Annotated in this window: 24 protein-coding genes; 13 read left to right on the forward strand and 11 right to left on the reverse strand. The window is 65.8% G+C overall.

Translation table 11 applies throughout. From position 1 onward, the window contains the following. Positions 1-21: 21 nt before the first annotated feature. The 7 genes from AC2EAL_RS10465 to AC2EAL_RS10495 form a co-directional block, all read right to left on the reverse strand. Complete coding sequence (locus AC2EAL_RS10465; protein WP_484724158.1) at positions 22-1,080, reverse strand: Gfo/Idh/MocA family protein; 1,059 nt, start codon at positions 1,078-1,080, stop codon at positions 22-24. Further along, on the reverse strand, positions 1,080-1,865 hold the full coding sequence (locus AC2EAL_RS10470) for a ThuA domain-containing protein (RefSeq protein WP_484724159.1): 786 nt from the start codon (positions 1,863-1,865) through the stop codon (positions 1,080-1,082). Before AC2EAL_RS10470 ends, AC2EAL_RS10465 begins: the two co-directional genes overlap by 1 nt. Positions 1,866-1,926: 61 nt before the next feature. Beyond that, positions 1,927-2,928: an ABC transporter ATP-binding protein gene (locus AC2EAL_RS10475; protein ID WP_484724160.1), complete on the reverse strand. Its 1,002-nt coding sequence runs from the start codon at positions 2,926-2,928 to the stop codon at positions 1,927-1,929. 6 nt (positions 2,929-2,934) lie between these two features. Further along, a complete protein-coding gene (locus tag AC2EAL_RS10480) occupies positions 2,935-3,768 on the reverse strand; it encodes a carbohydrate ABC transporter permease (RefSeq protein ID WP_484724161.1) in 834 nt (277 codons plus the stop codon). Continuing rightward, a complete protein-coding gene (locus AC2EAL_RS10485) occupies positions 3,765-4,715 on the reverse strand; it encodes a carbohydrate ABC transporter permease (RefSeq protein ID WP_484724162.1) in 951 nt (316 codons plus the stop codon). Before AC2EAL_RS10485 ends, AC2EAL_RS10480 begins: the two co-directional genes overlap by 4 nt. Positions 4,716-4,824: 109 nt before the next feature. Continuing rightward, positions 4,825-6,102, reverse strand: coding sequence for an ABC transporter substrate-binding protein (locus AC2EAL_RS10490; protein WP_484724163.1), 1,278 nt, complete (start codon positions 6,100-6,102; stop codon positions 4,825-4,827). A gap of 125 nt (positions 6,103-6,227) precedes the next feature. After that, positions 6,228-7,259: a substrate-binding domain-containing protein gene (locus tag AC2EAL_RS10495; protein WP_484724164.1), complete on the reverse strand. Its 1,032-nt coding sequence runs from the start codon at positions 7,257-7,259 to the stop codon at positions 6,228-6,230. A 106-nt stretch (positions 7,260-7,365) separates the two neighbouring features. Between AC2EAL_RS10495 and AC2EAL_RS10500 the strand changes: the two genes are divergently transcribed. The 8 genes from AC2EAL_RS10500 (at position 7,366) to AC2EAL_RS10535 (ending at position 14,785) form a co-directional block, all read left to right on the forward strand. Then, positions 7,366-7,725 (forward strand): winged helix-turn-helix domain-containing protein, encoded by a 360-nt coding sequence (locus tag AC2EAL_RS10500; protein ID WP_484724165.1) that lies wholly within the window; start codon positions 7,366-7,368, stop codon positions 7,723-7,725. 57 nt (positions 7,726-7,782) lie between these two features. Next, complete coding sequence (modA, locus tag AC2EAL_RS10505; RefSeq protein ID WP_484724166.1) at positions 7,783-8,526, forward strand: molybdate ABC transporter substrate-binding protein; 744 nt, start codon at positions 7,783-7,785, stop codon at positions 8,524-8,526. Positions 8,527-8,553: 27 nt separating this feature from the next. Next, the gene (modB, locus tag AC2EAL_RS10510; RefSeq protein ID WP_484724167.1) at positions 8,554-9,249 is read left to right on the forward strand and encodes a molybdate ABC transporter permease subunit; all 696 of its coding nucleotides are present in this window, start codon (positions 8,554-8,556) and stop codon (positions 9,247-9,249) included. Continuing rightward, complete coding sequence (gene modC / locus AC2EAL_RS10515) at positions 9,246-10,316, forward strand: molybdenum ABC transporter ATP-binding protein (RefSeq protein ID WP_484724470.1); 1,071 nt, start codon at positions 9,246-9,248, stop codon at positions 10,314-10,316. The genes modB and modC overlap by 4 nt, the downstream gene beginning before the upstream one ends. A gap of 271 nt (positions 10,317-10,587) precedes the next feature. Beyond that, complete coding sequence (locus AC2EAL_RS10520) at positions 10,588-11,715, forward strand: extracellular solute-binding protein (RefSeq protein WP_484724168.1); 1,128 nt, start codon at positions 10,588-10,590, stop codon at positions 11,713-11,715. 187 nt (positions 11,716-11,902) lie between these two features. After that, the gene (locus tag AC2EAL_RS10525; protein ID WP_484724169.1) at positions 11,903-12,985 is read left to right on the forward strand and encodes an ABC transporter ATP-binding protein; all 1,083 of its coding nucleotides are present in this window, start codon (positions 11,903-11,905) and stop codon (positions 12,983-12,985) included. Positions 12,986-12,989: 4 nt separating this feature from the next. After that, positions 12,990-13,925: an ABC transporter permease gene (locus AC2EAL_RS10530; RefSeq protein WP_484724170.1), complete on the forward strand. Its 936-nt coding sequence runs from the start codon at positions 12,990-12,992 to the stop codon at positions 13,923-13,925. After that, positions 13,922-14,785: an ABC transporter permease gene (locus AC2EAL_RS10535; RefSeq protein WP_484724171.1), complete on the forward strand. Its 864-nt coding sequence runs from the start codon at positions 13,922-13,924 to the stop codon at positions 14,783-14,785. The genes AC2EAL_RS10530 and AC2EAL_RS10535 overlap by 4 nt, the downstream gene beginning before the upstream one ends. A gap of 168 nt (positions 14,786-14,953) precedes the next feature. Here AC2EAL_RS10535 and AC2EAL_RS10540 read toward each other — a convergent pair whose 3' ends face one another. Then, complete coding sequence (locus tag AC2EAL_RS10540) at positions 14,954-15,754, reverse strand: alpha/beta hydrolase (RefSeq protein ID WP_484724172.1); 801 nt, start codon at positions 15,752-15,754, stop codon at positions 14,954-14,956. Between the two features lie 177 nt (positions 15,755-15,931). Here AC2EAL_RS10540 and pstB point away from each other — a divergent pair, with 177 nt between their 5' ends. The 3 genes from pstB to phoB are packed head-to-tail and all read left to right on the forward strand — an operon-like array spanning position 15,932 to position 18,134. After that, the gene (pstB, locus tag AC2EAL_RS10545) at positions 15,932-16,729 is read left to right on the forward strand and encodes a phosphate ABC transporter ATP-binding protein PstB (protein ID WP_484724173.1); all 798 of its coding nucleotides are present in this window, start codon (positions 15,932-15,934) and stop codon (positions 16,727-16,729) included. Between the two features lie 9 nt (positions 16,730-16,738). Then, positions 16,739-17,440 (forward strand): phosphate signaling complex protein PhoU, encoded by a 702-nt coding sequence (phoU, locus tag AC2EAL_RS10550; protein WP_484724174.1) that lies wholly within the window; start codon positions 16,739-16,741, stop codon positions 17,438-17,440. Between the two features lies 1 nt (position 17,441). Continuing rightward, complete coding sequence (phoB, locus tag AC2EAL_RS10555) at positions 17,442-18,134, forward strand: phosphate regulon transcriptional regulator PhoB (RefSeq protein ID WP_484724175.1); 693 nt, start codon at positions 17,442-17,444, stop codon at positions 18,132-18,134. A 222-nt stretch (positions 18,135-18,356) separates the two neighbouring features. On the opposite strand, the gene AC2EAL_RS10560 is transcribed toward phoB, so the two are convergent. Together AC2EAL_RS10560 and AC2EAL_RS10565 are read right to left on the reverse strand one after the other, a co-directional pair. After that, positions 18,357-19,670 carry an aspartate aminotransferase family protein gene (locus AC2EAL_RS10560; RefSeq protein ID WP_484724176.1) on the reverse strand — a complete coding sequence of 438 codons (1,314 nt, stop codon included), beginning with the start codon at positions 19,668-19,670 and terminating at the stop codon, positions 18,357-18,359. Next, entirely contained in the window at positions 19,667-20,686 is a 1,020-nt protein-coding gene (locus AC2EAL_RS10565) for a phosphotransferase (RefSeq protein WP_484724177.1), read from the reverse strand. The genes AC2EAL_RS10560 and AC2EAL_RS10565 overlap by 4 nt, the downstream gene beginning before the upstream one ends. A 250-nt stretch (positions 20,687-20,936) precedes the next feature. Between AC2EAL_RS10565 and hemP the strand changes: the two genes are divergently transcribed. Beyond that, positions 20,937-21,095, forward strand: coding sequence for a hemin uptake protein HemP (gene hemP, locus AC2EAL_RS10570; protein ID WP_484724178.1), 159 nt, complete (start codon positions 20,937-20,939; stop codon positions 21,093-21,095). 78 nt (positions 21,096-21,173) lie between these two features. On the opposite strand, the gene moaA is transcribed toward hemP, so the two are convergent. Further along, the gene (gene moaA, locus AC2EAL_RS10575; RefSeq protein ID WP_484724179.1) at positions 21,174-22,175 is read right to left on the reverse strand and encodes a GTP 3',8-cyclase MoaA; all 1,002 of its coding nucleotides are present in this window, start codon (positions 22,173-22,175) and stop codon (positions 21,174-21,176) included. A gap of 85 nt (positions 22,176-22,260) precedes the next feature. On the opposite strand from moaA, the gene AC2EAL_RS10580 reads away from it, so the two are divergent. Continuing rightward, positions 22,261-22,740 (forward strand): D-galactarate dehydratase, encoded by a 480-nt coding sequence (locus AC2EAL_RS10580; protein ID WP_484724180.1) that lies wholly within the window; start codon positions 22,261-22,263, stop codon positions 22,738-22,740. The last annotated feature ends 131 nt before the right edge of the window (positions 22,741-22,871 follow it).

The raw sequence follows: 22,871 nt of genomic DNA on the forward strand, positions 1-22,871 counted from the left end.
TAAATTCCCGTCGCCTGACGTTCAGACCGCCAGAAGCCTGCCGTCCTGATCTGCCGAGGCTTCGGCCTTGTCCAGCAGCACCTGCAGCGCGGCACCGCGGGCGAAGTCGGGCTCGGCCGGGCCTTCGCCGCGGATGGCCGCGATGAAGCGCTGGTAGACGGTGGGTACAGCGGGGCAGTCGACGTCGTGCCAGAGGCCTTCCTTCATCGCTTCGGGGCCCAGGCAGGCGCGGAGGTGGCTTTCGTTCTTCTCGAATCGCACCTCGATCCCGCCGGTCAGGCCGTAAAGCCGGAGCCGCAGGTCGTTCAGGTGGCCGGAGGCGAACCGTGTGGCCGCCACCGTGCCAAGCGCGCCGTTCGACAGGCGCACCTGCATCGTGGCGCTGTCATTGGCGTCCAGCACATATTCGCCGATCTGCCCGCCGGGTGCCTTGTCGAAAGTCTGGAGCAGGCAGGAGATTTGCGTCGCGTCCATCCCCGCGATGAAGGTCGCGAAGTCGAGGATGTGGATGCCGACGTCGCCCAGGACACCCTTGGACCCGTGTTTCGTGGACAGCCGCCAGAGCCACTGGCTTTCCTTGTCCCAGTGCCCCCAGGCGGGCTGGGTCAGCCAGCTTTGCAGGTAGGAGGCCTCGAAATGACGGATCGGGCCGATGGCCCCGTCGCGGACCATCTGGGCGGCCTTTTGCAGGGCGGGGACGTTGCGGTAGGTGAGGTTCACCATGTTGACAACGCCCGCCTTGGCCGCCGCTGCCGCCATTTCCTGCGCATGGGCAGCGTTGGTGGCCAAGGGCTTTTCGCACAGGACGTGCTTGCCTGCGGCCAGGAAGGGCAGGGTTGTCACGTAATGCGCGGCGTCAGGGGTGACGTTGGTCACGGCGTCGAATTCGCCCCAGGCGATGGCGTCCTGCACGGAGGCGAAGCCGTGCGGAATGTTGTGGGCCTTCTGGAAGGTCGCCAGTTGTTCGGGCCGGGTGTCGATCCCGGCAACGACGGAGACGCCCGGGATCGCGGCGAAATGTTCGGCATGGTTTTTCGCCATGCCGCCGGTGCCGAGGATCAGGATGCGGACGGGTTGCATCAGCGATACCCCGCCTCGCCGTCGTGATGCAGGCGCGGACCACGCTCCTCCAGCGGTTCCAGCGTCTTGCCGATGGGGGTGTTCGGGGCGTCGGTGGGTTTTGCCAGCCGCGCCTCGGGGTTGAAGGCCCAGCGGACGCCGTTCGCGATCACCTTCTGCACCATGGGCTGGTGGTAGGTCGGATAGGTTTCATGCCCGGGGCGGAAGTAGAAGATGTTCCCCGCGCCGCGGCGGTAGGTGAGGCCCGAGCGGAACACCTCGCCGCCCTGGAACCAGCTGACGAAGACGGTCTCCAGCGGCTCCGGCACGCCGAAGGGCTCGCCATACATCTCTTCGTATTCGATCTCGAAATGGTCGGGGATGCCGCGCGCGATGGGGTGCTGGCGGGAGGTGACCCAGAGGCGTTCGCGTTCGCCGGCTTCGCGCCAGGACAGGTTGCAGGGCGCGCCCATCAGGCGCTTGAAGGGTTTCGAGAAATGCGCGGAGTGCAGGAAAATCACGCCCATGCCGGACCAGACGGCCTCGGCCACGCGTTCCACGATCTCGTCCTTGACCTCGCCGTGGGCGGCATGGCCCCACCAGATCAGCACGTCGGTTTCAGCGAGCTTCTTGGCGGTCATCCCGTGTTCGGGGTCCTGCAGCGTGACGGTCGAGGCTTTGATCCCGTCTTCCTTGTTCAGGAACTCGGCAATCGTGCCGTGCATGGTCTTGGGGTAAACCTCGGCCACCACCTTGTTTTTCTGCTCGTGGACGTTTTCGCCCCACACGGTCACACGGATGGTCATAAGTCTTCTCCTTCAAATGGTTGCGCGCCCGGAGACCGTTGCCGGGCGCGCAGGGTAGGGGTCAGCGAACGGGCTTGCCGTCCTTGTCGAAGCGGTAGAGATGCCCGGCCTTCGGCGCGATGGAGACCGTGGTCCCCACCGTGATGTCGGCCTTGCCGGGGCGGCGGACGATGACGGGCTCGTCGCTGCCGATTTCGACAAACAGGAAGTGGTCGGAGCCGAGGTCCTCGACGTGCAGGACCTCGCCGGACCAGGGGCTGGAGGGCACGACCTCAAGGTGCTCAGACCGGACGCCAAGGGTGGTGCAGCCTTCCGCCTCTGCGAATTTGCCGGTCAGGAAGTTCATCTTCGGGCTGCCGATGAAGCCCGCGACGAAGAGGGAGTTCGGATGTTCGTAAAGCTCCGCTGGAGACCCCGCCTGTTCCAGCCGCCCGTCGCGGAGGACCGCGATCCGGTCGGCCAGCGTCATCGCCTCGACCTGGTCGTGGGTCACGTAGATCATCGTGACGTTCGACATCGAGTGGTGCAGCTTCGCGATCTCCAGCCGGGTCTGGACCCGCAGGGCGGCGTCCAGGTTCGACAGGGGTTCGTCGAAAAGGAACACCCGCGGGTCGCGGACAATAGCGCGGCCGATGGCGACGCGCTGGCGCTGGCCGCCGGACAGCTGCTTTGGCAGACGGTCGAGAAGGTGGTCGATCTGGAGCAGCTTCGCTGCGGATTCGACGCGCTTCCTGATCTCGGCATCGGTCGTCTTGTCCAGCTTCATCCCGAAGGCCATGTTGTCATAGACCTTCATGTGCGGGTAAAGCGCGTAAGACTGGAACACCATCGCGATGCCACGCTTGGACGGGATCAGGTTGTTCACCCGTTCGCCATCAAACAGCATGTCGCCGGTTGTGATCTCTTCCAGCCCCGAGATGAGGCGCAGCAGTGTGGACTTGCCGCAGCCCGAAGGCCCGACGAAGACCATGAACTCGCCCTTCTCGATGGTCAGGTCGATGCCCTTGATCACCTGCACGGCGCCGTAGGACTTGGTGACGTTCTTCAGTTCGATCTTTGCCATGATGTGTCAGCCCTTCACGCCGCCCGCGGTCAGACCCGCGACGATCTTGCGTTGGAAAATGAGGACGAGGATGATCAGGGGCACGGTCACGATGACCGAGGCCGCCATGATCGGACCCCAGGGGATTTCCTGCTGGCTTGCGCCGGACAGAAGGCCAATCGCCACTGGCACCGTCCGGGTCGTCTCGGATGAGGTGAAGGTCAGGGCGAACAGGAATTCGTTCCAGGCACCGATGAAGGCCAGAAGGCCGGTCGTCACCAAAGCGGGCCACAGAAGCGGCAGGAACACCTTGGTGATGATGACCCAGGGGGTGGCGCCGTCGACGATGGCGGCCTCCTCGATCTCGACCGGCAGGTCGCGCATGAAGGTTGTCAGCACCCAGACGGTGAAGGGCAGGGTGAAGATCACGTAGGACATGATCATCGCCCAGGGGGTGTTGAAGATGCCGAGGAAGCGGACTAGCTCGAACAGGCCCGCCAGAACGGCGATCTGCGGGAACATCGACACCGCAAGAATCATCATCAACAGAAGCCCGCGCCCCCGGAACCGCACCCGGGCCAGCGCGTAGGACGCGGTGACGGCCAGGAACAGGGCGAAGACGACGGTCGTCGTGGCGATGAAGACCGAGTTGACGATGGACTGGATGAAGTTCCGCCCGCCCAGGACCGAGGAATAGTTGCTCCAGTCAAACGACGCGGGCCAGTAGTTGACCTTGAACAGCTCGGTCCCGGTCGAGAAGGACGTCACGATCGCGTAGTAGAACGGGAAGACCGAGAAGACGACGATCACCACGACAAGCGCGTAGAAACCGATAGTGGAGAGAAGTTTCTGCGCGGTCATTTCTGGCCCTCCCCGGACAGGTCGACCTTGCCCAGCCAGATATACAGGCTGACGAAGATCGCGATGATGGCGAAGAGAAGCGTGGATTGCGCGGCCCCGTAGGCGAACTTGTCGAAGTCGATCATGTTCTCGCGGCTGATGACCGACATGGTCTTAGTGGCGGCCGAGTTCGGCGTCAGCACGTAGACCAGGTCGAAGATCCGCAGCGCGTCCAACATCCGGAAGATGATCGCGACGGCCAGCGCGGGGCGGATCAGCGGCAGGGTGATCTTGAAGAACACCTTGACCGGGTTGACGCCGTCGAGCTTCGCGGCCTCGTAGATGTCACGCGGGACCATCTGGAGGCCCGCGAGGATCAGCAGCGCCATGAAGGGCGTGGTCTTCCAGATGTCGACCATCAGGACGGCATACATCGCGGTGTCGACGGATGCGGTCCAGGCGATCTTCTGGTCGATCAGGCCGATGCTCAGCATGATGTCGTTGATGATCCCGAACTGGTCGTTCAACATCCAGGCCCACATCTTGGCCGAAACGATGGTCGGGATCGCCCAGGGGATCAGGATCGCGGCGCGGACAAAGCCGCGGCCCCTGAACTCGGCGTTGAGGACAAGGGCAACGATCAGGCCCAGCACGGTTTCGAAGAAGACGGACACGAAGGCAAAGCGCACCGTGTTCCAGACGGCGTTCCACCAGGCCGGGTCGACCAGCGTGCCGCGCCAGATCCAGCGGCCGGATTCCAGCACGCGGACGGACAGGTAATTGTCAAAGCCGATGAACTCGCCGCCGTACAGGTCGGACAGCGCGGTGTCGGTCAATGAGAACCAGATGGTGCGGATCAGCGGCCAGGCCGCGACGAAGAACAGTGCCGCCAGCATGGGCGCGATGAACCAGAAGGCCGCGCGCTGACGTTGTTGGGTAAGGCTGAGCCCCCCCGAATTCGTTGCCATGATGTCCCTCCCCTGTCGGGTCCCCCCTCGAGACCCGGTCTTGTAGAAGCGGGCGGCCCCCGTTTAGTCAGAAGCCGCCCGCCTTGGGATCAGTCAGGTCCGGGAGGACTTACCAGGCCGACCCCTTGATGTCGGTCAGTTCGACTTCCAGCAGTTCCAGGTTTTCGGCAGCCGAGCCGTTGCCCGACAGCGTGTTGTGGACCGCGGACCAGAACTTGGCCGAAACCTCGTTGTACTTGCCAAGGGTCGGGGCCGACGGACGCGGCACGGCGTTCAGGAACACGTCCTTCCACTGCGGGATGATCGGCTGCGCGGCGGCGATGTCGGCGTCATCGTACAGCGCGATGATCGTCGGCAGGTTCGATTCCGCGATGGCGCGCTGCTTCTGCGCCTCGGGCCCGGCAAGGTACAGGGCGAGGCTGATCGCCGCTTCCTGCTTGGTCGAGTACTTCGAGACCGCCACGTTCCAGCCACCCAGCGTCGCCGCCGAAGTGTCGCCTTCCTTGCCGACCGGCAGGGTGGTCACGCCGAACTTGCCCTTGACCGCCGAGTCGTCGCCGTTGCCGAGGCCGTAAGCATAGGGCCAGTTGCGCATGAAGACCGCATTGCCGGTCTGCCAGACGCCACGGGCTTCCTCTTCCTGGTAGGCGAGGACGCCATCGGGGGAAATCGTGCCGACCCAGGACTTCGCAGCCTCAAGCGCGGCAGCGGCGTTTTCGTTGTTGATCGAGATCGTGCCATCGGGCTCGACGATCTGGCCGCCGCCGAAGGACTTGACCCATTCCAGCGCGTTGCAGGTCAGGCCCTCATAGGCGTTGCCCTGCCAGACGAAGCCCCAGAGGTCGGCCGCGCCTTCGGCACGTTCCGCGTCCTGGATGAACTTGGCGGTTTCAGCCAGTTCGGCCCAGGTCTTCGGCGGGGTCTTGCCGTACTTCTCCAGCAGGTCGGTGCGGTAGTACAGCGCCGGGGCGTCGGTGAAGATCGGCAGCGCGACGAGCTTGCCGTTGACGGTCTGCGATTCGATGATCGAGGGGAAGTGGGTGGGGGCGAGGTCCTTGGCGGCCTCGGTCAGGTCGACGAAGTGGTCGGCCAGCTGCGGCGCCCAGATCACGTCGGTCTGGTAAAGGTCGATGTCGGTCGCACCAGCGGCAAGCCACAGGCGGTACTGGCCGAACTGGTCGGTGGTGGACGCGGGCATCGGCACCAGCGTCACGGTGTTGCCGGTGGCTTCTTCCCACGGCTTCACCAGCGTCTTGAAGTTCTCGACCGCGTTGCCGACGGCGCCCGAGACGTAGAACAGCTCTTCCGCCGCGAGGGGCGCGCCGAAGACGGCAAGCATGGCGGCAGTTGCGGTCGCGCGGACTGCGCGGCCCTTGATGATGGTCATTGGTTTTCCTCCCTAAGGCCGCCGCTGTGGCGTGCCATTTTCGCGTAGCAAAACGCCCGGTTTTCCCGAAACGTTTCGGAAAACATAGTCTCCAAAGCGCTTTCGGTCAACGATTCGTGTAAACGCTATGGTTGCATTGGTGCGGCGACCGAGTTGCGTTCGATGAAGCTGTAGGTCCCGAGCCGCTGGAGCGTTCCAAGCGGCTTGCCCTCGATGGCGCCCGCCAGGCAGTCGGCAAGCGGTTCCCAACTGTCGCGGAGGGGCGACTTCGTGACGGTCAGCGAAGGGAAGAAGGCCGAGGCGCGCAGAAGCGGCAGCTCGTCGTCATGGGCCACGACCGAGACATCGCCGGGCACCGACAGACCCAGGGCCGCCAGTGCCTGGTAGACGCCCTGCGCCAGGCGCACGTTGCCGCAGACGATGGCGGTGGGGCGCGGGGCATCGCCGGAGAAGAGCCGCACGGTGTCGGTCAAGCCATGCGCCTCGTCCATGACGCCGTTGAGGTGCAGGTGCGGCAGGACCTCGGCACCCCCATCGCGCAGGGCGCGCAGGTAACCTTGTTCACGCACGGTGACATAGGACCGCCCCGCAAGGCCGTTCAGAAAGGCGATCCGGCGGTGGCCGTGCTGGGCAAGGTGGAAGGTCAGGTCATAGGCAAGTTGTTCATTTTCAATGTCAAAATACGGGTAGTCGATCACCTTGCCGCTGCGCCCGTGGACGACGAAGGAAATCCCCGCCTTGCGCAGGAAGTCGATCCGCGGGTCCTGGTCCTGCGGGTCGATCAGCACGAAACCGTCGAGCATCGCCTTGCCGATCAGCCGCTGGTAGGTCGGCAGCGCGGGCTCGTGTTCCGCCATCATGTGCAGGACAAACTGCATCCCGCGACCGGAAAACTGGGTCGACAAACCCGCCACCACCTCCATGAACAGCCGGTCCTGGCCGATGTTGCGGTTGTTCGGGACCACCAGCCCCACCATGCCCGACCGCCCCGACACCAGCTTTCGCGCCGAGGCGTTCGGGTGGTAATTCATCGCCCGCGCCGTGGCCTTGACGCGCAGGCGGGTTTCCTCGTTCACGTCGGAATGGTCGTTCAGCGCCCGGCTGACCTGGGTGATCGACAGATCCAGCGCCCGCGCGATGTCTTTCAGTGTGGCCATCACTCAAACCCCTTTGGAACGTATCCGAAACATTTCGGAAGCGGAAATCAATCGAAATCTTGTGCTTCTGCTTGTCAGGCCGCCTTTGTCCCGCGATGCTGCTGCTATGTCCGACCCCGTCACCCTGCGTCTGCGGCTTCTGTTCGGCGACCGGCTGGTCTTCGGGCCGGGGAAGGGTGAGCTGCTGGCCCGGATCGCCGAAACCGGGTCGATCGCCGCCGCCGGGCGCGCGATGGGGATGAGCTACAAGCGCGCCTGGGCGCTGGTCGAGGAGATGAACGCCGCCTTCCGCGCGCCACTGGTCACCTCGGCCCGGGGTGGGGCGGGCGGGGGCGGGGCGCAGCTGACCGCCGAGGGGCAAGAGGTCCTGGCCGCCTACCGCGCGATGCTGCAGGCCGTCGATGCCGCCGCAGCCCCCGGGATCGCGCGGATCGCGGCGCATCTCGATATGTCCAGGCAGAAATAACGCTTGTCTGCGGCGCCGGGCCCGTCCATATGTTCGAGTGAACATATCGATGGTCGCATGCGCCTGTCCCTCTCTGCCCTTGCCCTGATCCTGTCTGCCCAGTCGGCTCTGGCCGACGTGACCGTCTTTGCCGCCGCCAGCCTGAAGACCGCGCTGGACGAGATTGCGGCGGACTGGACCGCCGAGACAGGCACCAAGGTCACCCTGTCCTACGGTGGCACCCCCGCGCTGGCGAAGCAGATCGCCGAGGGCGCGCCGGCGGATGTCTTCCTGTCGGCCTCGAAAGCCTGGATGGACGACCTGCAGGACAAGGCGCTGATCCAGGACGGCAGCCGCCGTGAAGTCCTGGGCAACCGCCTGATCCTGGTCGGCCCCGTCGGGAAGGTGCCAGTCACCATCGGCGCAAGCCTCGACCTGACCGGACTTCTGGCGGGCGGCAAGCTGTCGATGGCCATGGTCGATGCCGTCCCCGCCGGGCAGTACGGCAAGGAAGCGCTGGAGAGCCTGGGGCTTTGGGCCACCGTCGAACCCAGCGTCGTCCAGTCGGAAAACGTCCGCGCCGCCTTGAAGCTGGTCAGCTTGGGCGAGGCGCAGCTTGGCATCGTCTATGCCTCGGACGCAGTGGCCGAGCCGGGGGTCACAGTGATCGGTACCTTCCCAGAAGACAGCCACACGCCCATCGTCTACCCGGGCGCCCTTACCCTTACGGCAGGGGAGGAGGCCGGGGCCTTCCTCGACCACCTGTCCAGTCCCGCCGCGCAAGAAGTGTTCAAGGCCAATGGCTTCATTCCCTTGCCGTAGGCGCGCCCGGCGTGGCAGCGTCCGCGCATGACCTGGCTTCCCCCCGAAGCTGCAACTGCGCTGGCCCTTTCCTTGCGCGTGTCGCTGGTCGCTACGCTGGTCAGCCTGCCCTTTGGCATTCTGGTCGCCTACGCGCTGGCGCGCTGGCGGTTTCCCGGTCATGGCCTGCTGAACGGCCTTGTCCATCTGCCGCTGATCCTGCCGCCGGTCGTCACCGGCTATCTCCTCCTCCTCACGTTCGGGCGGCAGGGCTGGGTCGGGGCCGCCCTTTATGACTGGTTCGGCTTCACCTTTGCCTTCCGCTGGACCGGGGCGGCGCTGGCGGCGGCGGTGATGTCCTTCCCCCTTCTCGTCCGCGCGATCCGGCTTGCGATCGAGGCGGTGGACCCGAAACTGGAAGAGGCAGCCGCCACGCTGGGGGCCGCGCGACCGATGGTCTTTGCCACCGTCACCTTGCCCCTGATCCTGCCCGGCATCATTGCGGGGGCCGTCCTAGCCTTCGCCAAGGCGATGGGCGAATTTGGCGCGACCATCACCTTTGTCGCCAATATCCCCGGCGAGACGCAGACCCTGCCCACGGCGATCTACTCTTTCCTGCAGGTGCCGGGCGGCGACGGGGCGGCCTTGCGGCTGGTCCTGATTTCGGTCGCGGTGGCGATGGCGGCGCTGGCCTTGTCGGAATGGCTGTCGCGGCGGGTGGCAAGACGGATCGCGGGCCGATGACGCTGGAGCTGCGCCTTTCCCACGCCTTTCCCGGCTTGTCGCTGGAGGTCGACCTGACCTTGCCGGGCGGCCTCACCTGCCTGTTCGGCAAGTCCGGGTCGGGCAAGACCAGCATCATCAACGCGGTGGCGGGCCTGTTGCGGCCCGACCAGGCGCGGATCGTGCTGGATGGGGTGGCGCTGCACGACCTGCCCCCGCACAAGCGAGAGGTCGGCTATGTCTTTCAGGACGCACGGCTTTTCCCGCATCTGACGGTGGCGCAGAACCTGACCTACGGCCCCCGGGTCCGCCGTCAGGCGCCGCTGAGAATGGACCGGATTGTCGAGCTTCTGGGGATCGGCGCGCTGCTGGATCGCCGCCCCGGCACGCTGTCGGGCGGTGAAAAGCAGCGGGTGGCCATCGGGCGTGCCCTGCTGTCGCAGCCCCGGCTTCTGTTGATGGATGAGCCGCTCGCGGCCTTGGACGAGGGGCGGAAGGCGGAAATCCTGCCCTACATCGAGGCTTTGCGGGACGAGAGCGGGTTGCCGATCCTGTACGTCAGCCACTCGCTGCCCGAGGTCGCGCGGCTGGCCACCACCATCGCGGTGATCGAGGCCGGACAGGTATTGGCGGTGGGTCCGGCGGCCGAGGTGCTGTCCGACCCCGCCAAGGCGCCACTTCTGGGCCTGCGCGATGCAGGCGCCGTCCTGACCGCACGGATCGCGGCGCATGAGGCGGACGGCCTGACGCGGCTGGAGACCAGAGCCGGCCCCGTCTGGCTGCCGCAGGTCGCGGGTGCGCCTGGCGCCGTGGTCCGCGTCCGGATCGCGGCACAGGATGTGATTCTGTCGCGGGACCGGCCCGTCGGGCTTTCGGCGCTGAACATTCTGCCAGCCACCGTCGCGGCACTGCACGAGGGGCAGGGGCCGGGGGTTGTGGTGCGGCTCGATCTTGGGGGCGAGTTCCTGCTGGCGCGGGTCACCCGCCGCTCGGCCCATGCGCTGGGGCTGCAGCCCGGGCTGCCGGTCCATGCCGTGCTCAAGACCGTTGCGGTTGCCCAGGCCGATATCGGCACCCGCGCGGGGTGACGATTCGGGCAGGCCGGTCACCGCAGTCCGCTGACAGGACGGCAAAACTGCCCTTCTGGCGGGTTCCCACTCACCTTAAGTTGTATGTGCGCAATGGATCGTTGACAGGGCCAGTGGCTGACAGAGTAAGCTACGGCCGCAGGGGGCGATCCTACCAGTCTGACAAGGGCCTGTTACATCGGGGCTGCAGTCATGCTGGCAGCGCGCGTCCGCAAGAACCAGAACACTCGGGGACAGCCCGCGCCTCTGACATCAACCAGGGAGACTAACCGTGACCAAACACACCTCCGCCTTCAGCCGCCGCCGGTTCCTGCAAGGGTCCGCCGCAGGGGCAGGCCTTCTCGCCGCTCCGGCGATCATCTCGTCCAAGGCGCTTGCCTCGTCGGGCGAAGTCAACTTCGTCGGCTGGGCCGGCTATCCGGCCTTGGCCGAAAAGGTGTTCCCGGCCTTCACCGCCGCTACCGGCATCACCGTGAACTTCAAGGAACTGCCCGACCAGGACACCATGTTCGCGGAAGGCAAGGTCGCGCTGGAAACCGGCGGCATCGACGTGATGGAACCGACCATCGACCGTTGGGGCGGCTGGAACTCGAACGGCCTGTTGGGCGCCTGGGATCCTGCCAAGCTGGCCATGGACAACTACCTGCCGGGCCTCGCCGACGGTTCCGCCGGTGAGCGGTCGCGTGCCGGCGATGCTCTGATGTATGTGCCCTCGAACTGGGGCACCGAAGCGCTGGTCGTGAACACCGCCAACGCCAAGCTGTCCTCGCCGGCCTCGCTCGGTGACCTGTTCAACCCCGAGAACCAGGCCGTGCTGCGTCCGCACTCGACGCTCGCCGCGATGGGCCGCTGGCTGGATGCGACCGGCAAGCTGCCGCGTCCGTGGATGGACGGCTACACCGACATGGCCGCGATGACCGAACTGTGGGACATCGCGCTGGCCGAGGCGATCAAGGCCAAGGGCAACGTCGTCCAGTGGTGGTCGGGCGAAAACGAGGCCAATGCGGGCTTTACCGCCAACGGCGCGACCATCGGTCTGTGCTGGGATTCGACCGGCTACAACCTGCGCAATGACGGCTATGCCTATGTTGCTCCGGCGGAAGGCGCCTTTGCGTGGCACCAGGGCTTTGTCCTGATGAAGAACGCCGCCAACGTCGACCAGGCGCACGAGTTTGCCAAGTTCGTCTCGACCGCCGAAGGCTCGGCCATGTGGGCTGCGGCCTTCTCGTCGAACGCCGTGGGCAAGGGCTCGGCCGACTTCATCGACCCGGACGTCGCCGCCTACTACACCGGCACCTTCAACGACGAAGCACTGGGCAAGCTGTGGTGGTGGCCGGAACAGACCGCCGAGTTCATCGCCAAGCGGTCGGAGTACGCCGACAAGTACAAAGCCGCTTGATAGGGGCCGCCTGAGTGCGCACCTGAGGTCAGGTCACGCCGGGTCCGAAAGGGCTCGGCGTGACTTTTTTGGGCGCTGGCCTGTCGCCCTGGACCCATGACTGGCTGAAAACTGGCGATACCGATTGCAGGGGCATGGCTGCCTGCTAACCTGCAACACCAAGAATAACTCAGGGGGACCACGCCACATGAGCGCGGGAATCGATCTCGAAAACGTCTGCTGCGACTTCGGCACCTTCCGCGCCGTCGACAATGCCAATGTCTCGATCAAGCCGGGGGAGTTCTTTTCCTTCCTCGGGCCGTCGGGCTGCGGCAAGACCACGATCCTGCGCATGGTGTCGGGCTTCATCGAACCGACGGAAGGCGCGATCAAGATCGGCGGCAAGGACGTGAAGGGAACGCGGCCGAACCAGCGGCCGACGGCGCTGATCTTCCAGAACCTGGCGCTGTTCCCGCTGATGCCGATCTGGGAGAACATCTCGTTCGGGCTGGAAGTGCGCGGCGTCGACAAGGCAACGCGCCGCAAGAAGGCCGAGGATCTCTTGAGGCTTGTCGACCTGCCAGGGGCCGCCGACAAAATGGTCAGCCAGCTGTCGGGCGGGCAAAAGCAGCGCGTCGCCATCGCCCGCGCTTTGGCCGTCGAACCTCAGGTCATGCTCTTGGACGAACCCCTGTCGGCGCTCGACCTGAAACTTCGCCAGCATATGCGGGCCGAGCTGCGCGCGATTCAGAAGCGGACGGGCGTCACCTTCATCTACATCACCCATGACCAGGGCGAGGCCTTGGCGATGTCGGACCGGGTGGGCGTCATGTCCCAGGGCCGCATCCAGCAGATCGCCGCCCCGCGGGACATCTACGACAGTCCGGTGAACGGGTTCGTTGCGTCTTTCGTGGGCGAAAACAACATCTTCGAGGGCACGGTTGGCGCGGTGGCCGAAGGCATGGCCGCGATGACCGGGCCGCATGGGGCCTTCCGCGGACGGCTGTCACCCGAGGCGCAGGGCAAGGCGCTGAAACTTTACGTCCGGCCCGAACATACCGTGCTGGCCCGGACCAAGGCCGCCGAAAACGCGGTCGAGATGGAAGTGACCGAAGTGGCCTTCGAGGGTGCATTCATCTCGGTGCATGGCATGGCGGACGGCGGCAAGCGCCTGTCGGCGGAAGTGAAGAACGACGGCGTGTCGCAAGTGCCCGCCGTGGGTGAAAAGGTCTTTGCGACCTTCGACGCGGCGCGCGCGCTGCTGTTGCCCGACGCGAACGTAAGGGGCTAGGGCGATGAAGGACCTCATCCGCCGCTATGGCACCGGGCTCACCACAACCTTCTGCCTGCTGGTCGCCTTCTGGATTCTCGTCTTGGTGATCCTGCCGAACTTTTCGATGCTGTTCGAAAGTTTCTACCCCTACCTGCCGGTCAGCGAGCTGGACGGGCCGAAGGACGTGTTCACCTTCGACAACTACGGCAAGTTCGTCGCAAACCCGATCGAAACTGCCTGGTTCGGCATCCCCATTACCATCCCGATCCATGTCAGCACCTTCGTCGACACGGTGTTCTTCTCGGCGCTGGTCACGTTCATGACGCTGATCCTGGCCTATCCGCTGGCCTATTTCCTGGCCAAGGTCGCTGCGCCGAAGTCGATCCCGACGCTTCTCCTTCTTCTCTTCGTGCCGATGTGGGTCAGCGAAGCGCTGCGGGCTTTTGCCTGGTACATCATCCTGACCTTCAACGGCCCGCTGAATGCGCTTCTCAAGGGGCTCGGGATCATCGATCAGGGGATCCGCTGGCAGAACGGGGTCTTCACGTCCTACGACGCCATCGTGATCGTGCTGACCTATTGCTACGTCCTTTTCATGCTGTTCCCGATCTACACGGCGATCACCTCGCTTGACACCAACCAGATCGAGGCGGCCGAGGACCTGGGGTCGCCCTGGTGGCGGACGCACTGGCGGGTGGTGATCCCGCACGCAAAGCCCGGCATCGCGTCGGGTTGCGTGATGGTGTTCATGCTGTCGGCGGGCTCCCTGCTGGTGCCCACGGTTGTGGGCTCGACCAAGGCCAACTGGTTCCCGCAGACGATCTACACCTGGTTCAACGACGCGCTCGACTGGAACACGGGGGCAGCCTATTCGATGATCTTCCTTCTGGTCTGCATCGTCTTCGTCATCCTCGCGATGCGGGTCTTCAAGGTCAAACTGTCGGATATCGCCAAATGAGCCGGAACCGCGCATTCCTGGGCCAGCTCTACTTTGGCCTCTTCATCCTCTATCTGCTGGTCCCGCTGATCGTCATGGCGGGGGCGGCCTTCAACGACAGCAAGCTGCCCACCGTGGCGCCGTGGAAGGGGTTTACCTGGGCCTGGTTCGGTGAACTTTGGGCCGATCAGACGATGTGGAGCGCCTTCCTGAACTCGATCCTCGTCGCGCTGGCCGTTGTGGCGCTGGCGGTCCCGATCGGGACGGCGGCGGCGATCGTGCTGAATTCGATCTCGGGCAAGGTCCGCGCGACGCTTTACGGTTTCATGGTCGCGCCGGTGCTGGCGCCGGGTCTGGTCATCGGCATCTCGACGGTCCTGTTCTGGAACCAGCTGGGCCATTCGCTTGGGGCCGATGGCGTCTGGCTGTTCGGGCGGGGCCTGCACCTCGCGACGCTGGGGCAGGTCAGCTATATTGCGGCCTATGTGATGCTTCTGGTGCTCGCGCGGCTGCAAAGCTTTGACCCCGGGCTGGAAGAGGCGGCGCTGGACCTGGGGGCAAGCCACGGCCAGGTGCTGCGGCGCATTCTGCTGCCGCATCTCTATCCGGCCATCGCAGCCTCGGCCGCCATCGCCTTCTTCCAGTCGATCGAGAACTTCAACGTCACGCTGTTCACCAAGGCGAACGAGACGACGCTGACGGTCTATGTCTTCAGCCAGGTGCGGTCTGGGATCACGCCGAAGATCAACGCGCTGGCGTTCCTGTTGATCCTGCTGACTCTGGTCCTGGCTCTGGCCTACGAGATGAACCGCCGCCGAAGGGCACGGATCGAGGCGGCCCGCGAGGCCGAGGCCCGGCGGGCGGAAGAGGCGATGCTCTGACGGACCGCTCGTCGTGCGCCTTCGTCTCCTCCTCGCTGGACGGTCAGCGAGGAGGGACGAAGTCCACCGACGAGCGGTTAACCAAGGGGTTTACGATTCCCTAACGCCCACGGGCAAGCCGATGATTCCGAAAGAAAATCGGAAAATGTCCACCGTGGACAGCCCCGGCTAGATCCCCTCCAGCAGCACCCGGCAGAGCGGAGAGTCCGGGTCGGCCAGCCCGTCGATCACGTCGAAATGGTGCCGCCCGGGGTCTGCTGTCCAGGGGCAGGCCCATTCCTCGGCCAGCACCCTCGCCTGCCAAAGGAAAGCCGGCCTTTCCTCGGCCCCGACCCAGACATGGGCGGTCACCCCGTCGCGCAGGGCGAGCCTTGCCGGGCTTTCCGTGGCGGCCTCGCCCTCGTCGATCTTCAACGTCGTGTTCATCCCGGTTGCCATCAGCGGGCCAAGCTCGGCCAGGGGCGAGATCGGCACCACCCGCGCGACCGGGGCCGGGATGTCGGCGCAGCCCATGCGGGCGGCAAGGTGGCCCCCGGCGGAATGGCCGGTGACGACGATGGGCCCGGAAACCCGGGTCCCGACAAACCAGGCGGCGCGGGCGACCTCGGCGGTGATCTCGGCCAGCCGGGCGACAGGGGCCAAGGTGTAGGAGGGCATCGCGACTGCATAGCCCCGCGCCAACGGCCCCGCCGCCAGGTGCGACCAGTGGGCCTTTGAAAACAGGTGCCAGTAGCCGCCATGCACGAACATGACCACGCCCTTCGGCGCGCCCTCGGGCAGGAACAGGTCAAGGCGCTGCCGGGGCGAGGGGCCGTAGACCAGGTCCAGATCGGCGCGGGGACCCATCGCCTGCCGGAACTCGGCCGCTTCGCGGGTCCAGCGCGGCGGGTACTCGGCCGCGCCGGGGATGAAGGCCCCGTTCGCATAGTCGCGGTCGGGGTCGGGCCAGGCATAGGGCGGCAGGGTCAAGGCAAACTCCGGTCAGGCTTTGCCGACACTGCGCCAGCCGTTCCCCCCGGCGCAAGAGGGCGCGCGCTATGGGTGTGGATCGCCCATGGCGCTGTCCGTCATCCATCTGTTACAAATACGTCGCATATGCGTCACCATGCCGTTCTAGACCGGCACAGAGGCGGCGCGGAGCAGAAGATGGACGACATGCGTGCAATCGAGCAGGACCTTCAGGCCGCCACCACGAAAATCAGCGCTTCGGGCGTGCAGGTCCATTACGGCCAGAGCCATGCGCTGAAGGACGTGTCGGTCGATATTCTGGATCGGGCGGTGACCGCCTTCATCGGCCCGTCGGGCTGCGGCAAGTCGACCTTCCTGCGCTGTCTTAACCGGATGAACGACACCATCGCCTCGGCCCGGATCTCGGGCAAGATCCTTCTGGATGGCGAGGATATCTACGACCCCCGCGTCGACCCGGTGCAACTGCGCGCCAAGGTGGGGATGGTGTTCCAGAAGCCGAATCCTTTCCCGAAGTCGATCTACGACAATGTGGCCTACGGGCCGAAGATCCACGGGCTGACCCGCAACAAGGCGGAACTGGACGCAGTCGTCGAAGCGAGCCTGAAGAAGGCCGCGCTGTGGAACGAGGTGAAGGACCGGCTGGATGCGCCGGGCACGGGTCTCTCGGGCGGGCAGCAGCAGCGGCTGTGCATCGCGCGGGCGGTGGCGACTTCGCCGGAAGTGCTGCTGATGGACGAGCCCTGTTCCGCCCTTGACCCCATCGCCACGGCGCAGGTCGAGGAGCTGATCGACGAGCTGCGCAGCCAGTTCTCTGTCGTGATCGTCACCCATTCGATGCAGCAGGCCGCGCGGGTCAGCCAGAAGACGGCCTTCTTCCATCTGGGCAACCTGGTGGAATATGGCGACACGCCCGCGATCTTCACCAACCCGAAAGACCCCCGGACCGAGGCCTACATCACCGGCCGGATCGGCTAAGGAGAGACCATGAGCACCGCACATATCCTCACCGCCTTCGACCGCGACCTTGAGGCGGCGCAGGCCATGGTGATGCGGATGGGGGGGCTGGTCGAGACTGCCCTTCTGGAAGCGGCCCAGGCGCTTGACACGCGGGACGAAGACCTTGCCGCCCGGGTGCGGGCCGGAGACAAGGCCATCGATGCGCTCGAGGACGAGATCAACACCAGATGCGCGATGCTGCTGGCGCTGCGGGGTCCGACGGCGGGCGACCTGCGTACGGTGCTGACGGTGATGAAGATCGCCGCCGCGCTGGAACGTTGCGGTGATTATGCCAAGAACCTGGCGAAACGGACCGCGATCCTGTCGCAGATGACGCCGGTGCCGGGCGCCTCGGGGTCGATCCGGCGGCTGGCCAAGGCGGTGGTGCAGATGCTGACCGATGCGCTGGACGCCTACATCCGCCGCGACGTGAAGCTGGCCGAGGATGTGCGCACCCGCGACCGCGAAGTGGACCAGATGTACAACTCGATCTTCCGCGAGTTCCTGACCCACATGATGGAGGACCCGCGCAACATCGGGCCCTGCATGCATTTGCATTTCATCGCGAAGAACATCGAGCGCGTCGGCGACCATGCGACGGCGGTGGCGGAACAGGTGATCTACCTGGTGACCGGGGCGATGCCGGGGGATGATCGACCGAAAGTCGACAGCACCGATACGGGGCTTTGAGATGGCACGGAGCGGACAGCCGAGGGTGCTGCTGGTCGAGGATGAACCGGCGCAGCGGACCGTGCTGGCCTACAACCTGGAAGCCGAGGGATTTGCGGTGACCCAGGCCGACAACGGCGAGGACGCGATGGTTCTGGTCGATGAGGAAGACCCGGACATCATCATCCTGGACTGGATGATGCCGAAGGTCAGTGGCATCGAGGTCTGCCGCCGGCTGAAGATGCGCCCGGACACGCGGGGGATCCCGATCATCATGCTGTCGGCCCGGGCCGAGGAAGTGGACCGGATCCGGGGGCTGGAGACTGGCGCGGACGATTACGTGGTGAAGCCCTATTCGGTCCTGGAGCTGATGGCGCGGGCGCGGGCGCAGTTGCGCCGCGTGCGGCCCTCGACCGCCGGGGTGGTGCTGGAGCATGAGGATATCCGGCTGGATCCGGAGAGCCACCGGGTCTACCGGGCAGACAAGGTGCTGAAGCTTGGGCCGACGGAGTTCAAGCTTCTGGTCACGCTGATGGAACGGCCTGGGCGGGTGTTTTCCCGCGAGCAGCTGCTGGACCTCGTCTGGGGCCGGGACATCTATGTGGATACCCGGACGGTCGATGTTCATGTGGGCCGCCTGCGGAAGAGCCTGATGCAGTTCGGTGGGGCCGATCCGGTGCGGACGGTGCGCGGGGCGGGCTATTCGCTGGGCTAGTGTCCACGGTGGACATTTTCTGTTTATCGCATTGAATCAGCGACTTGCCTGCGGAGACTAGGGATTGGGTAACCAATCTTTCCGCCGCACGGGTTGGGGCGCTTTTCGAATCGAGCGCTGCCGCGCAAGGTTTTTCTCTCGTCGTCGGGACTTCGCCCTCCTCCTCGGCTGACGAGGGGCGCTGCCCCTCGAGCTCCCTGGGATATTTCTCGACAGGAGAAATCAGAGGGTCGGGAGCAGCCGGTCGAGGGTGGTCAGGACCTGGTCGACGTTGCCCATGCTGAAAGGCAGTGGCGGGCGGATCTTCAGGCTGTCGCCCTTGGGGCCGGTGGAGCTGATCAGGATGTGATGGTCTCGCAGTGCGTTGACGAGGCGCGCAGTGCGGGCGGGGTCTGGTTGGCCGTCGGTCAGGATGGTCTGGCCGATGAAGAGGCCGGCAGCACGGGTTTCGCCAAGAGAGTCATGGTGTTGCGCGAGAGTCCTTAGACCTTGTGCGAAGGCCAAGCCGGTGGTTTCGGCGTTCTGTCGCAGGCCCTCGTCGCGGATCACGTCGAGGACGGCGAGGCCCACGGCGGCAGCGACGGCATTGCCACCGAAGGTGTTGAAGTAGCGCGCCTTCGCGCCGAATTCGGCAATGGTTTCCGGTTTCAGGACCAGGCCTGCGAGGGGGTAGCCGTTGCCCATCGGCTTGCCCATGGAGACCATGTCGGGGATCACCCCGTGGCGCTGGAAGCCCCAGAAGTGGGAGCCGGTGCGGCCGAAGCCGGGTTGGACTTCGTCGGCGAGGAAGAGGCCTCCATTGGCGCGGATCGCGGCGGCGGCGGGGGCGAGGAAGCCCGCGGGGTCGGGGTAGACGCCGTCGGAGGAGAAGATCGTGTCGACGATCAGGAGGGCGGGCTTGATGCCGTGTTCGGCCATGCGGTCGCAGGCCTCGGTGACGGCTTGGGCGAAGCCGTGGGCGATGCCGCTTGGGTAGTTTGCGGCGGAGGGCGCGGGGATCGGGAAGACTGTGGGCCCGGGGGCGACGGCTGGGCCGATGGACATCGACATCTCGGCGGTGGCGAGGGTGACGCCGTGGTAGGCGTTGTCGGTGACGATGATCCCGGTGCCGCCGGTGGCCGCGCGGGCGATGCGCAGGGCGAGGTCGTTCGCCTCGCTCCCCGTGCAGGTGAACATCACGTGAGAGAGGTCGGGCGGGAAGAGGGCGAGGAGGCGCTCGGCATAATCCAGGATGCCGTCGTGGAGGTAGCGGGTGTGGGTGGCGAGGGTGGCGGCTTGTCTGCTGAGGGCTTCGACGACGCGGGGGTGGCAGTGGCCGACCGAGGCGACGTTGTTGTAGCAGTCAAGGTACCCCGTGCCGTCGGGGGCGTAGAGGTGGACGCCTTCGCCTCGGGTGAGGTGGACCGGGGTTTCGTAGAAGAGCCGATAGGCGGGGCCGAGCGCCTTGGCGCGGCGGTTGGCAAGCGCCTCGTCCTCGGGCGAAAGGCGCCCGGCGCCGGGGGTGTAGGCGTTCAGCATGGTGGTCTGGCGGGTCATGTTGGGGTTCCGCAGGCTGCGAGGAGTTGGGTGGCGAGGGCCGTGGGGTCGGTCATGGCGTCGAGGCCCGCGCGCGAGGTGGGGGCGTTTCGGAGGATGTAGGCGGCGTTCTGCGGGTAACGCGCGGCGCGCCAGGCGGAGATCGTAAGCGTGGTCACCAGGCGGGCGGTGATGAGGTCGGGGAGGAGGTGGAGTTCCTGTGCCGTCAACGGGTTGGCCTGGTGGTAGGTTTTGGTGAGCGGGATCAGGAGGGACGCCGGATCGGCGGGGTCGATCAAGTAAGAGGCGGCGACGGCGAGGTCGCAGATGCGGTAGCTGAGGGTCATGTCGCCGAAGTCGAGGATGCCGGTGAGGTGAGTGGGCTTTTCGGTGTCGGCGAGGAGGTTGTGCGGGTTGAAGTCGCCGTGGATGACCTGACGGGGGAGTTTTTTCAGGGCCGGGGCGAGGTGGGTGGTGAAGTGGGCGAGGAAGGTGGTAATGCGCGGCCTCAGGTCGTCCGGCAGGGCGCCGGTCAGGGGGGCGAGGTCGGGGGTGTTGCGGATGTCCCAGAGGAGGTGGTGGTCCGAGGCCGGGTGGTGGAAGTGGGCGAGGGTGGCGTCGAGCTGGCCCAGGGCGCGGCCGATGGCGGCGGCGAGGGCGGGGGTGCGGGGGAGATGCGCGAGGGGGGTGCCGGGGAGCCAAGTGAGGAGGCGCAGGGCGCCGTCGGGGGTGGGGAGGATGTTGCCGCCGTCTCGGGTGGGGATGACGCGGGGGGTGGGGAGGTTTGGCGCGTGGTGGGCGGTGTGGAGGAGCGCCTGAGTCTGGAAGTCGGTCAACGCGGCGGGCTCGGCGAGGTTGGCGAGTTTCAGGGTGTAGCTCGCACTGGCGGTGTCGAGGCGGTGGTTCTGGTCACGCTCGGATGTGAGGGGGTGGAGGGTGCCGGAGAGGCCCCAGTGAGTGCGGACGAGCGTCGCCAGCGCGTCCGGCGGCACTTGCGGCGGGGGGAGGGAGAGGAGGCTTCCGGCTGGATCGGTCATTTGCGCCGCAGGATAAAGATTGCCGAGCAAGGGGCCAGCGGAATATGCGTTGACATGGTTGAGTGTTTTAGTAAGGATATATCGGAAGCCCAGCCAGCCCGTACGGGTCCGCCCGGTGTGATCGTCATCTGGAGGTCATCATGCCCGAACGCCGTTTCCCTTGGGGGGAATTCCTGGACCTGTTGAACGCTGCTGTGGTCTTCCCCGGCCCAGCCTTGGAAGCGCTGATCGCGCGGCTGGAGGGGCGGGGATGAACGCCTATGTGGAGCCGTGGCTGACCACGGATGCGACCCCGGTCCATGATGCGCGGGTGCTGACCGAGGGCGGATCGCTGGCGCGGATCGTGCTGGACGGGCAGGTGTATTCCCTGCGGATCACGCGGGCGGGGAAGCTGATCCTGACGAAATAGGGCGCCGCGGTCGGGCCCAAGGGCAAATTTCTTGAGTAAGAAATTTGACAAATTCCTTACTTAAGGAATTTGGAGTCCTCAGCCCCCGGTGTGGCTCATGTGCCGGGTGATTTGCCCGGCGACCTTCTGGCGGCTGTAATCGAAGTCGTGGCCCTTGGGCTTGCGCGCAATGGCGGCGCGGATGGCCTGTTCCAGGTGCGCGTCGTCGGGGCTGGCGCGAAGGGGGGCTCGGAGGTCGGCCATGTCCTCTTGCCCGAGGCACATGTAAAGCTCGCCCGTGCAGGTCAGCCGCACGCGGTTGCAGCTTTCGCAGAAATTGTGGGTGAGGGGCGTGATGAAGCCGACCTTCTGGCCGGTTTCCTCGATGCGGACATATCGCGCCGGGCCGCCGGTGCGTTCAGCGAGGTCAGTGAGGGTGTAGCGCTCGGCGAGCCGCGCGCGGAGGTCTTTCAGGGGCCAGTACTGGTCGAGGCGGAGGGGGGACATGTCCTCGCCCATCGGCATGACCTCGATGAAGGTGAGGTCGTGGCCTTCCTCGGCGCACCAGTCGAGGAGGGGGAAGAGTTCGTTTTCGTTGAAGCCTTTCAGGGCGACGGCGTTGATCTTGACCTTGAGGCCCACGGATTTCGCGGCTTCGATCCCTTTCAGGACCTGGTTCAGACGGCCCCAGCGGGTGATCTGCTGGAACTTGTCGGGGTCGAGCGTGTCGAGCGAGACGTTGATCCGGCGGACACCCACGGCGGCGAGTTCATCGGCGAAGCGGGTGAGCTGGCTGCCGTTGGTGGTGAGCGTCAACTCCTTCAGCGCGCCCGTGTCGAGATGGCGCGACATGGCGCGGAAGAAGGTCAGGATGCCCTTGCGGACCAGGGGCTCGCCCCCGGTGATGCGCAGCTTCTGGACGCCAAGACGGACGAAGGTGGAGCAGAGGCGGTCAAGCTCCTCCAGGGACAGGAGGTCGGCCTTGGGCAGGAAGGTCATGTGTTCCGACATGCAATAGGTGCAGCGGAAATCGCAGCGGTCGGTGACCGAGACGCGCAGGTAGCTGATGGCGCGGGCGAAGGGGTCGATCAGGGGCTGCATGGGGGTAAGGTATGCCTGCGCGGGGGGGCGCACAAGTGCGCGAGCGGCAATTGCGGGGGGGAAAGCGGCGGGCTAGGCTACGACCATGAGACATCTTGCCATGCTTTCCGCTGTCGCCCTGGCCCTGTCGGGCTGTGCCCTGTTCCAGAAGCAGGCGGAGGGCCCGCGGTCGGTCACCGGCCCGGCCGAGCCCGGTCCTGCGACCGAGTTTGCCCCGGAGGTGTCGACCTCCGTCTTGGGCACGAGCCGGGCGACGAGTGCGGAGGCGCTGGACAAGACCACGGCCGAGGAGAAGGCCGCGGCGCTGGCGGCACCGGCTTCAGGCGGAGAGCGCGAATTGGGCAAGGTTGTCGTGGCGCTGGGTCCGCCGGCCGAGCAGGGGATCTGGCTGTCCTCGGCGCTGGTCACGGACAAGGCGCAGGGGCGGATCGTCACGGCGGCGGGCAAGTCGCTGGCGGTGGAGTTGCGGCCGGGGACGGGCGGGGCGCTGTTGTCGTTGGCGGCGTTCCAGGCCTTGGGGCTGAGCCTGACCGAGTTGCCGGAGGTCACGGTCTACGGGCCGTAAGGGCGGTCTTTCGAAATGAGCGCTGACGCGCGAGGCTTTTGTCTCGTCGTCGGCCTGCGCCTCCTCCTCGGGCCAGATGGGGGCGCTGCCCCCAAACCCCCGGAGTATTTGTCCAAGGGCAAGATGCTTGC

This window comes from Tabrizicola sp. T74, from assembly GCF_057219935.1.

Excerpts from the sequence above, each read along its gene's own strand:
- AC2EAL_RS10500 (WP_484724165.1), top strand. The coding sequence starts at position 7,366 with ATGTCCGACCCCGTCACCCTGCGTCTGCGGCTTCTGTTCGGCGACCGG.
- hemP (WP_484724178.1), top strand. The coding sequence starts at position 20,937 with ATGAACGCCTATGTGGAGCCGTGGCTGACCACGGATGCGACCCCGGTC.
- moaA (WP_484724179.1), bottom strand. The coding sequence starts at position 22,175 with ATGCAGCCCCTGATCGACCCCTTCGCCCGCGCCATCAGCTACCTGCGC.
- AC2EAL_RS10560 (WP_484724176.1), bottom strand. The coding sequence starts at position 19,670 with ATGACCCGCCAGACCACCATGCTGAACGCCTACACCCCCGGCGCCGGG.
- AC2EAL_RS10480 (WP_484724161.1), bottom strand. The coding sequence starts at position 3,768 with ATGACCGCGCAGAAACTTCTCTCCACTATCGGTTTCTACGCGCTTGTC.
- AC2EAL_RS10580 (WP_484724180.1), top strand. The coding sequence starts at position 22,261 with ATGAGACATCTTGCCATGCTTTCCGCTGTCGCCCTGGCCCTGTCGGGC.
- phoU (WP_484724174.1), top strand. The coding sequence starts at position 16,739 with ATGAGCACCGCACATATCCTCACCGCCTTCGACCGCGACCTTGAGGCG.
- AC2EAL_RS10535 (WP_484724171.1), top strand. The coding sequence starts at position 13,922 with ATGAGCCGGAACCGCGCATTCCTGGGCCAGCTCTACTTTGGCCTCTTC.
- phoB (WP_484724175.1), top strand. The coding sequence starts at position 17,442 with ATGGCACGGAGCGGACAGCCGAGGGTGCTGCTGGTCGAGGATGAACCG.
- modC (WP_484724470.1), top strand. The coding sequence starts at position 9,246 with ATGACGCTGGAGCTGCGCCTTTCCCACGCCTTTCCCGGCTTGTCGCTG.
- AC2EAL_RS10525 (WP_484724169.1), top strand. The coding sequence starts at position 11,903 with ATGAGCGCGGGAATCGATCTCGAAAACGTCTGCTGCGACTTCGGCACC.
- AC2EAL_RS10470 (WP_484724159.1), bottom strand. The coding sequence starts at position 1,865 with ATGACCATCCGTGTGACCGTGTGGGGCGAAAACGTCCACGAGCAGAAA.
- AC2EAL_RS10490 (WP_484724163.1), bottom strand. The coding sequence starts at position 6,102 with ATGACCATCATCAAGGGCCGCGCAGTCCGCGCGACCGCAACTGCCGCC.
- pstB (WP_484724173.1), top strand. The coding sequence starts at position 15,932 with ATGGACGACATGCGTGCAATCGAGCAGGACCTTCAGGCCGCCACCACG.
- modB (WP_484724167.1), top strand. The coding sequence starts at position 8,554 with ATGACCTGGCTTCCCCCCGAAGCTGCAACTGCGCTGGCCCTTTCCTTG.
- AC2EAL_RS10475 (WP_484724160.1), bottom strand. The coding sequence starts at position 2,928 with ATGGCAAAGATCGAACTGAAGAACGTCACCAAGTCCTACGGCGCCGTG.
- AC2EAL_RS10530 (WP_484724170.1), top strand. The coding sequence starts at position 12,990 with ATGAAGGACCTCATCCGCCGCTATGGCACCGGGCTCACCACAACCTTC.
- AC2EAL_RS10465 (WP_484724158.1), bottom strand. The coding sequence starts at position 1,080 with ATGCAACCCGTCCGCATCCTGATCCTCGGCACCGGCGGCATGGCGAAA.
- modA (WP_484724166.1), top strand. The coding sequence starts at position 7,783 with ATGCGCCTGTCCCTCTCTGCCCTTGCCCTGATCCTGTCTGCCCAGTCG.
- AC2EAL_RS10565 (WP_484724177.1), bottom strand. The coding sequence starts at position 20,686 with ATGACCGATCCAGCCGGAAGCCTCCTCTCCCTCCCCCCGCCGCAAGTG.
- AC2EAL_RS10485 (WP_484724162.1), bottom strand. The coding sequence starts at position 4,715 with ATGGCAACGAATTCGGGGGGGCTCAGCCTTACCCAACAACGTCAGCGC.
- AC2EAL_RS10495 (WP_484724164.1), bottom strand. The coding sequence starts at position 7,259 with ATGGCCACACTGAAAGACATCGCGCGGGCGCTGGATCTGTCGATCACC.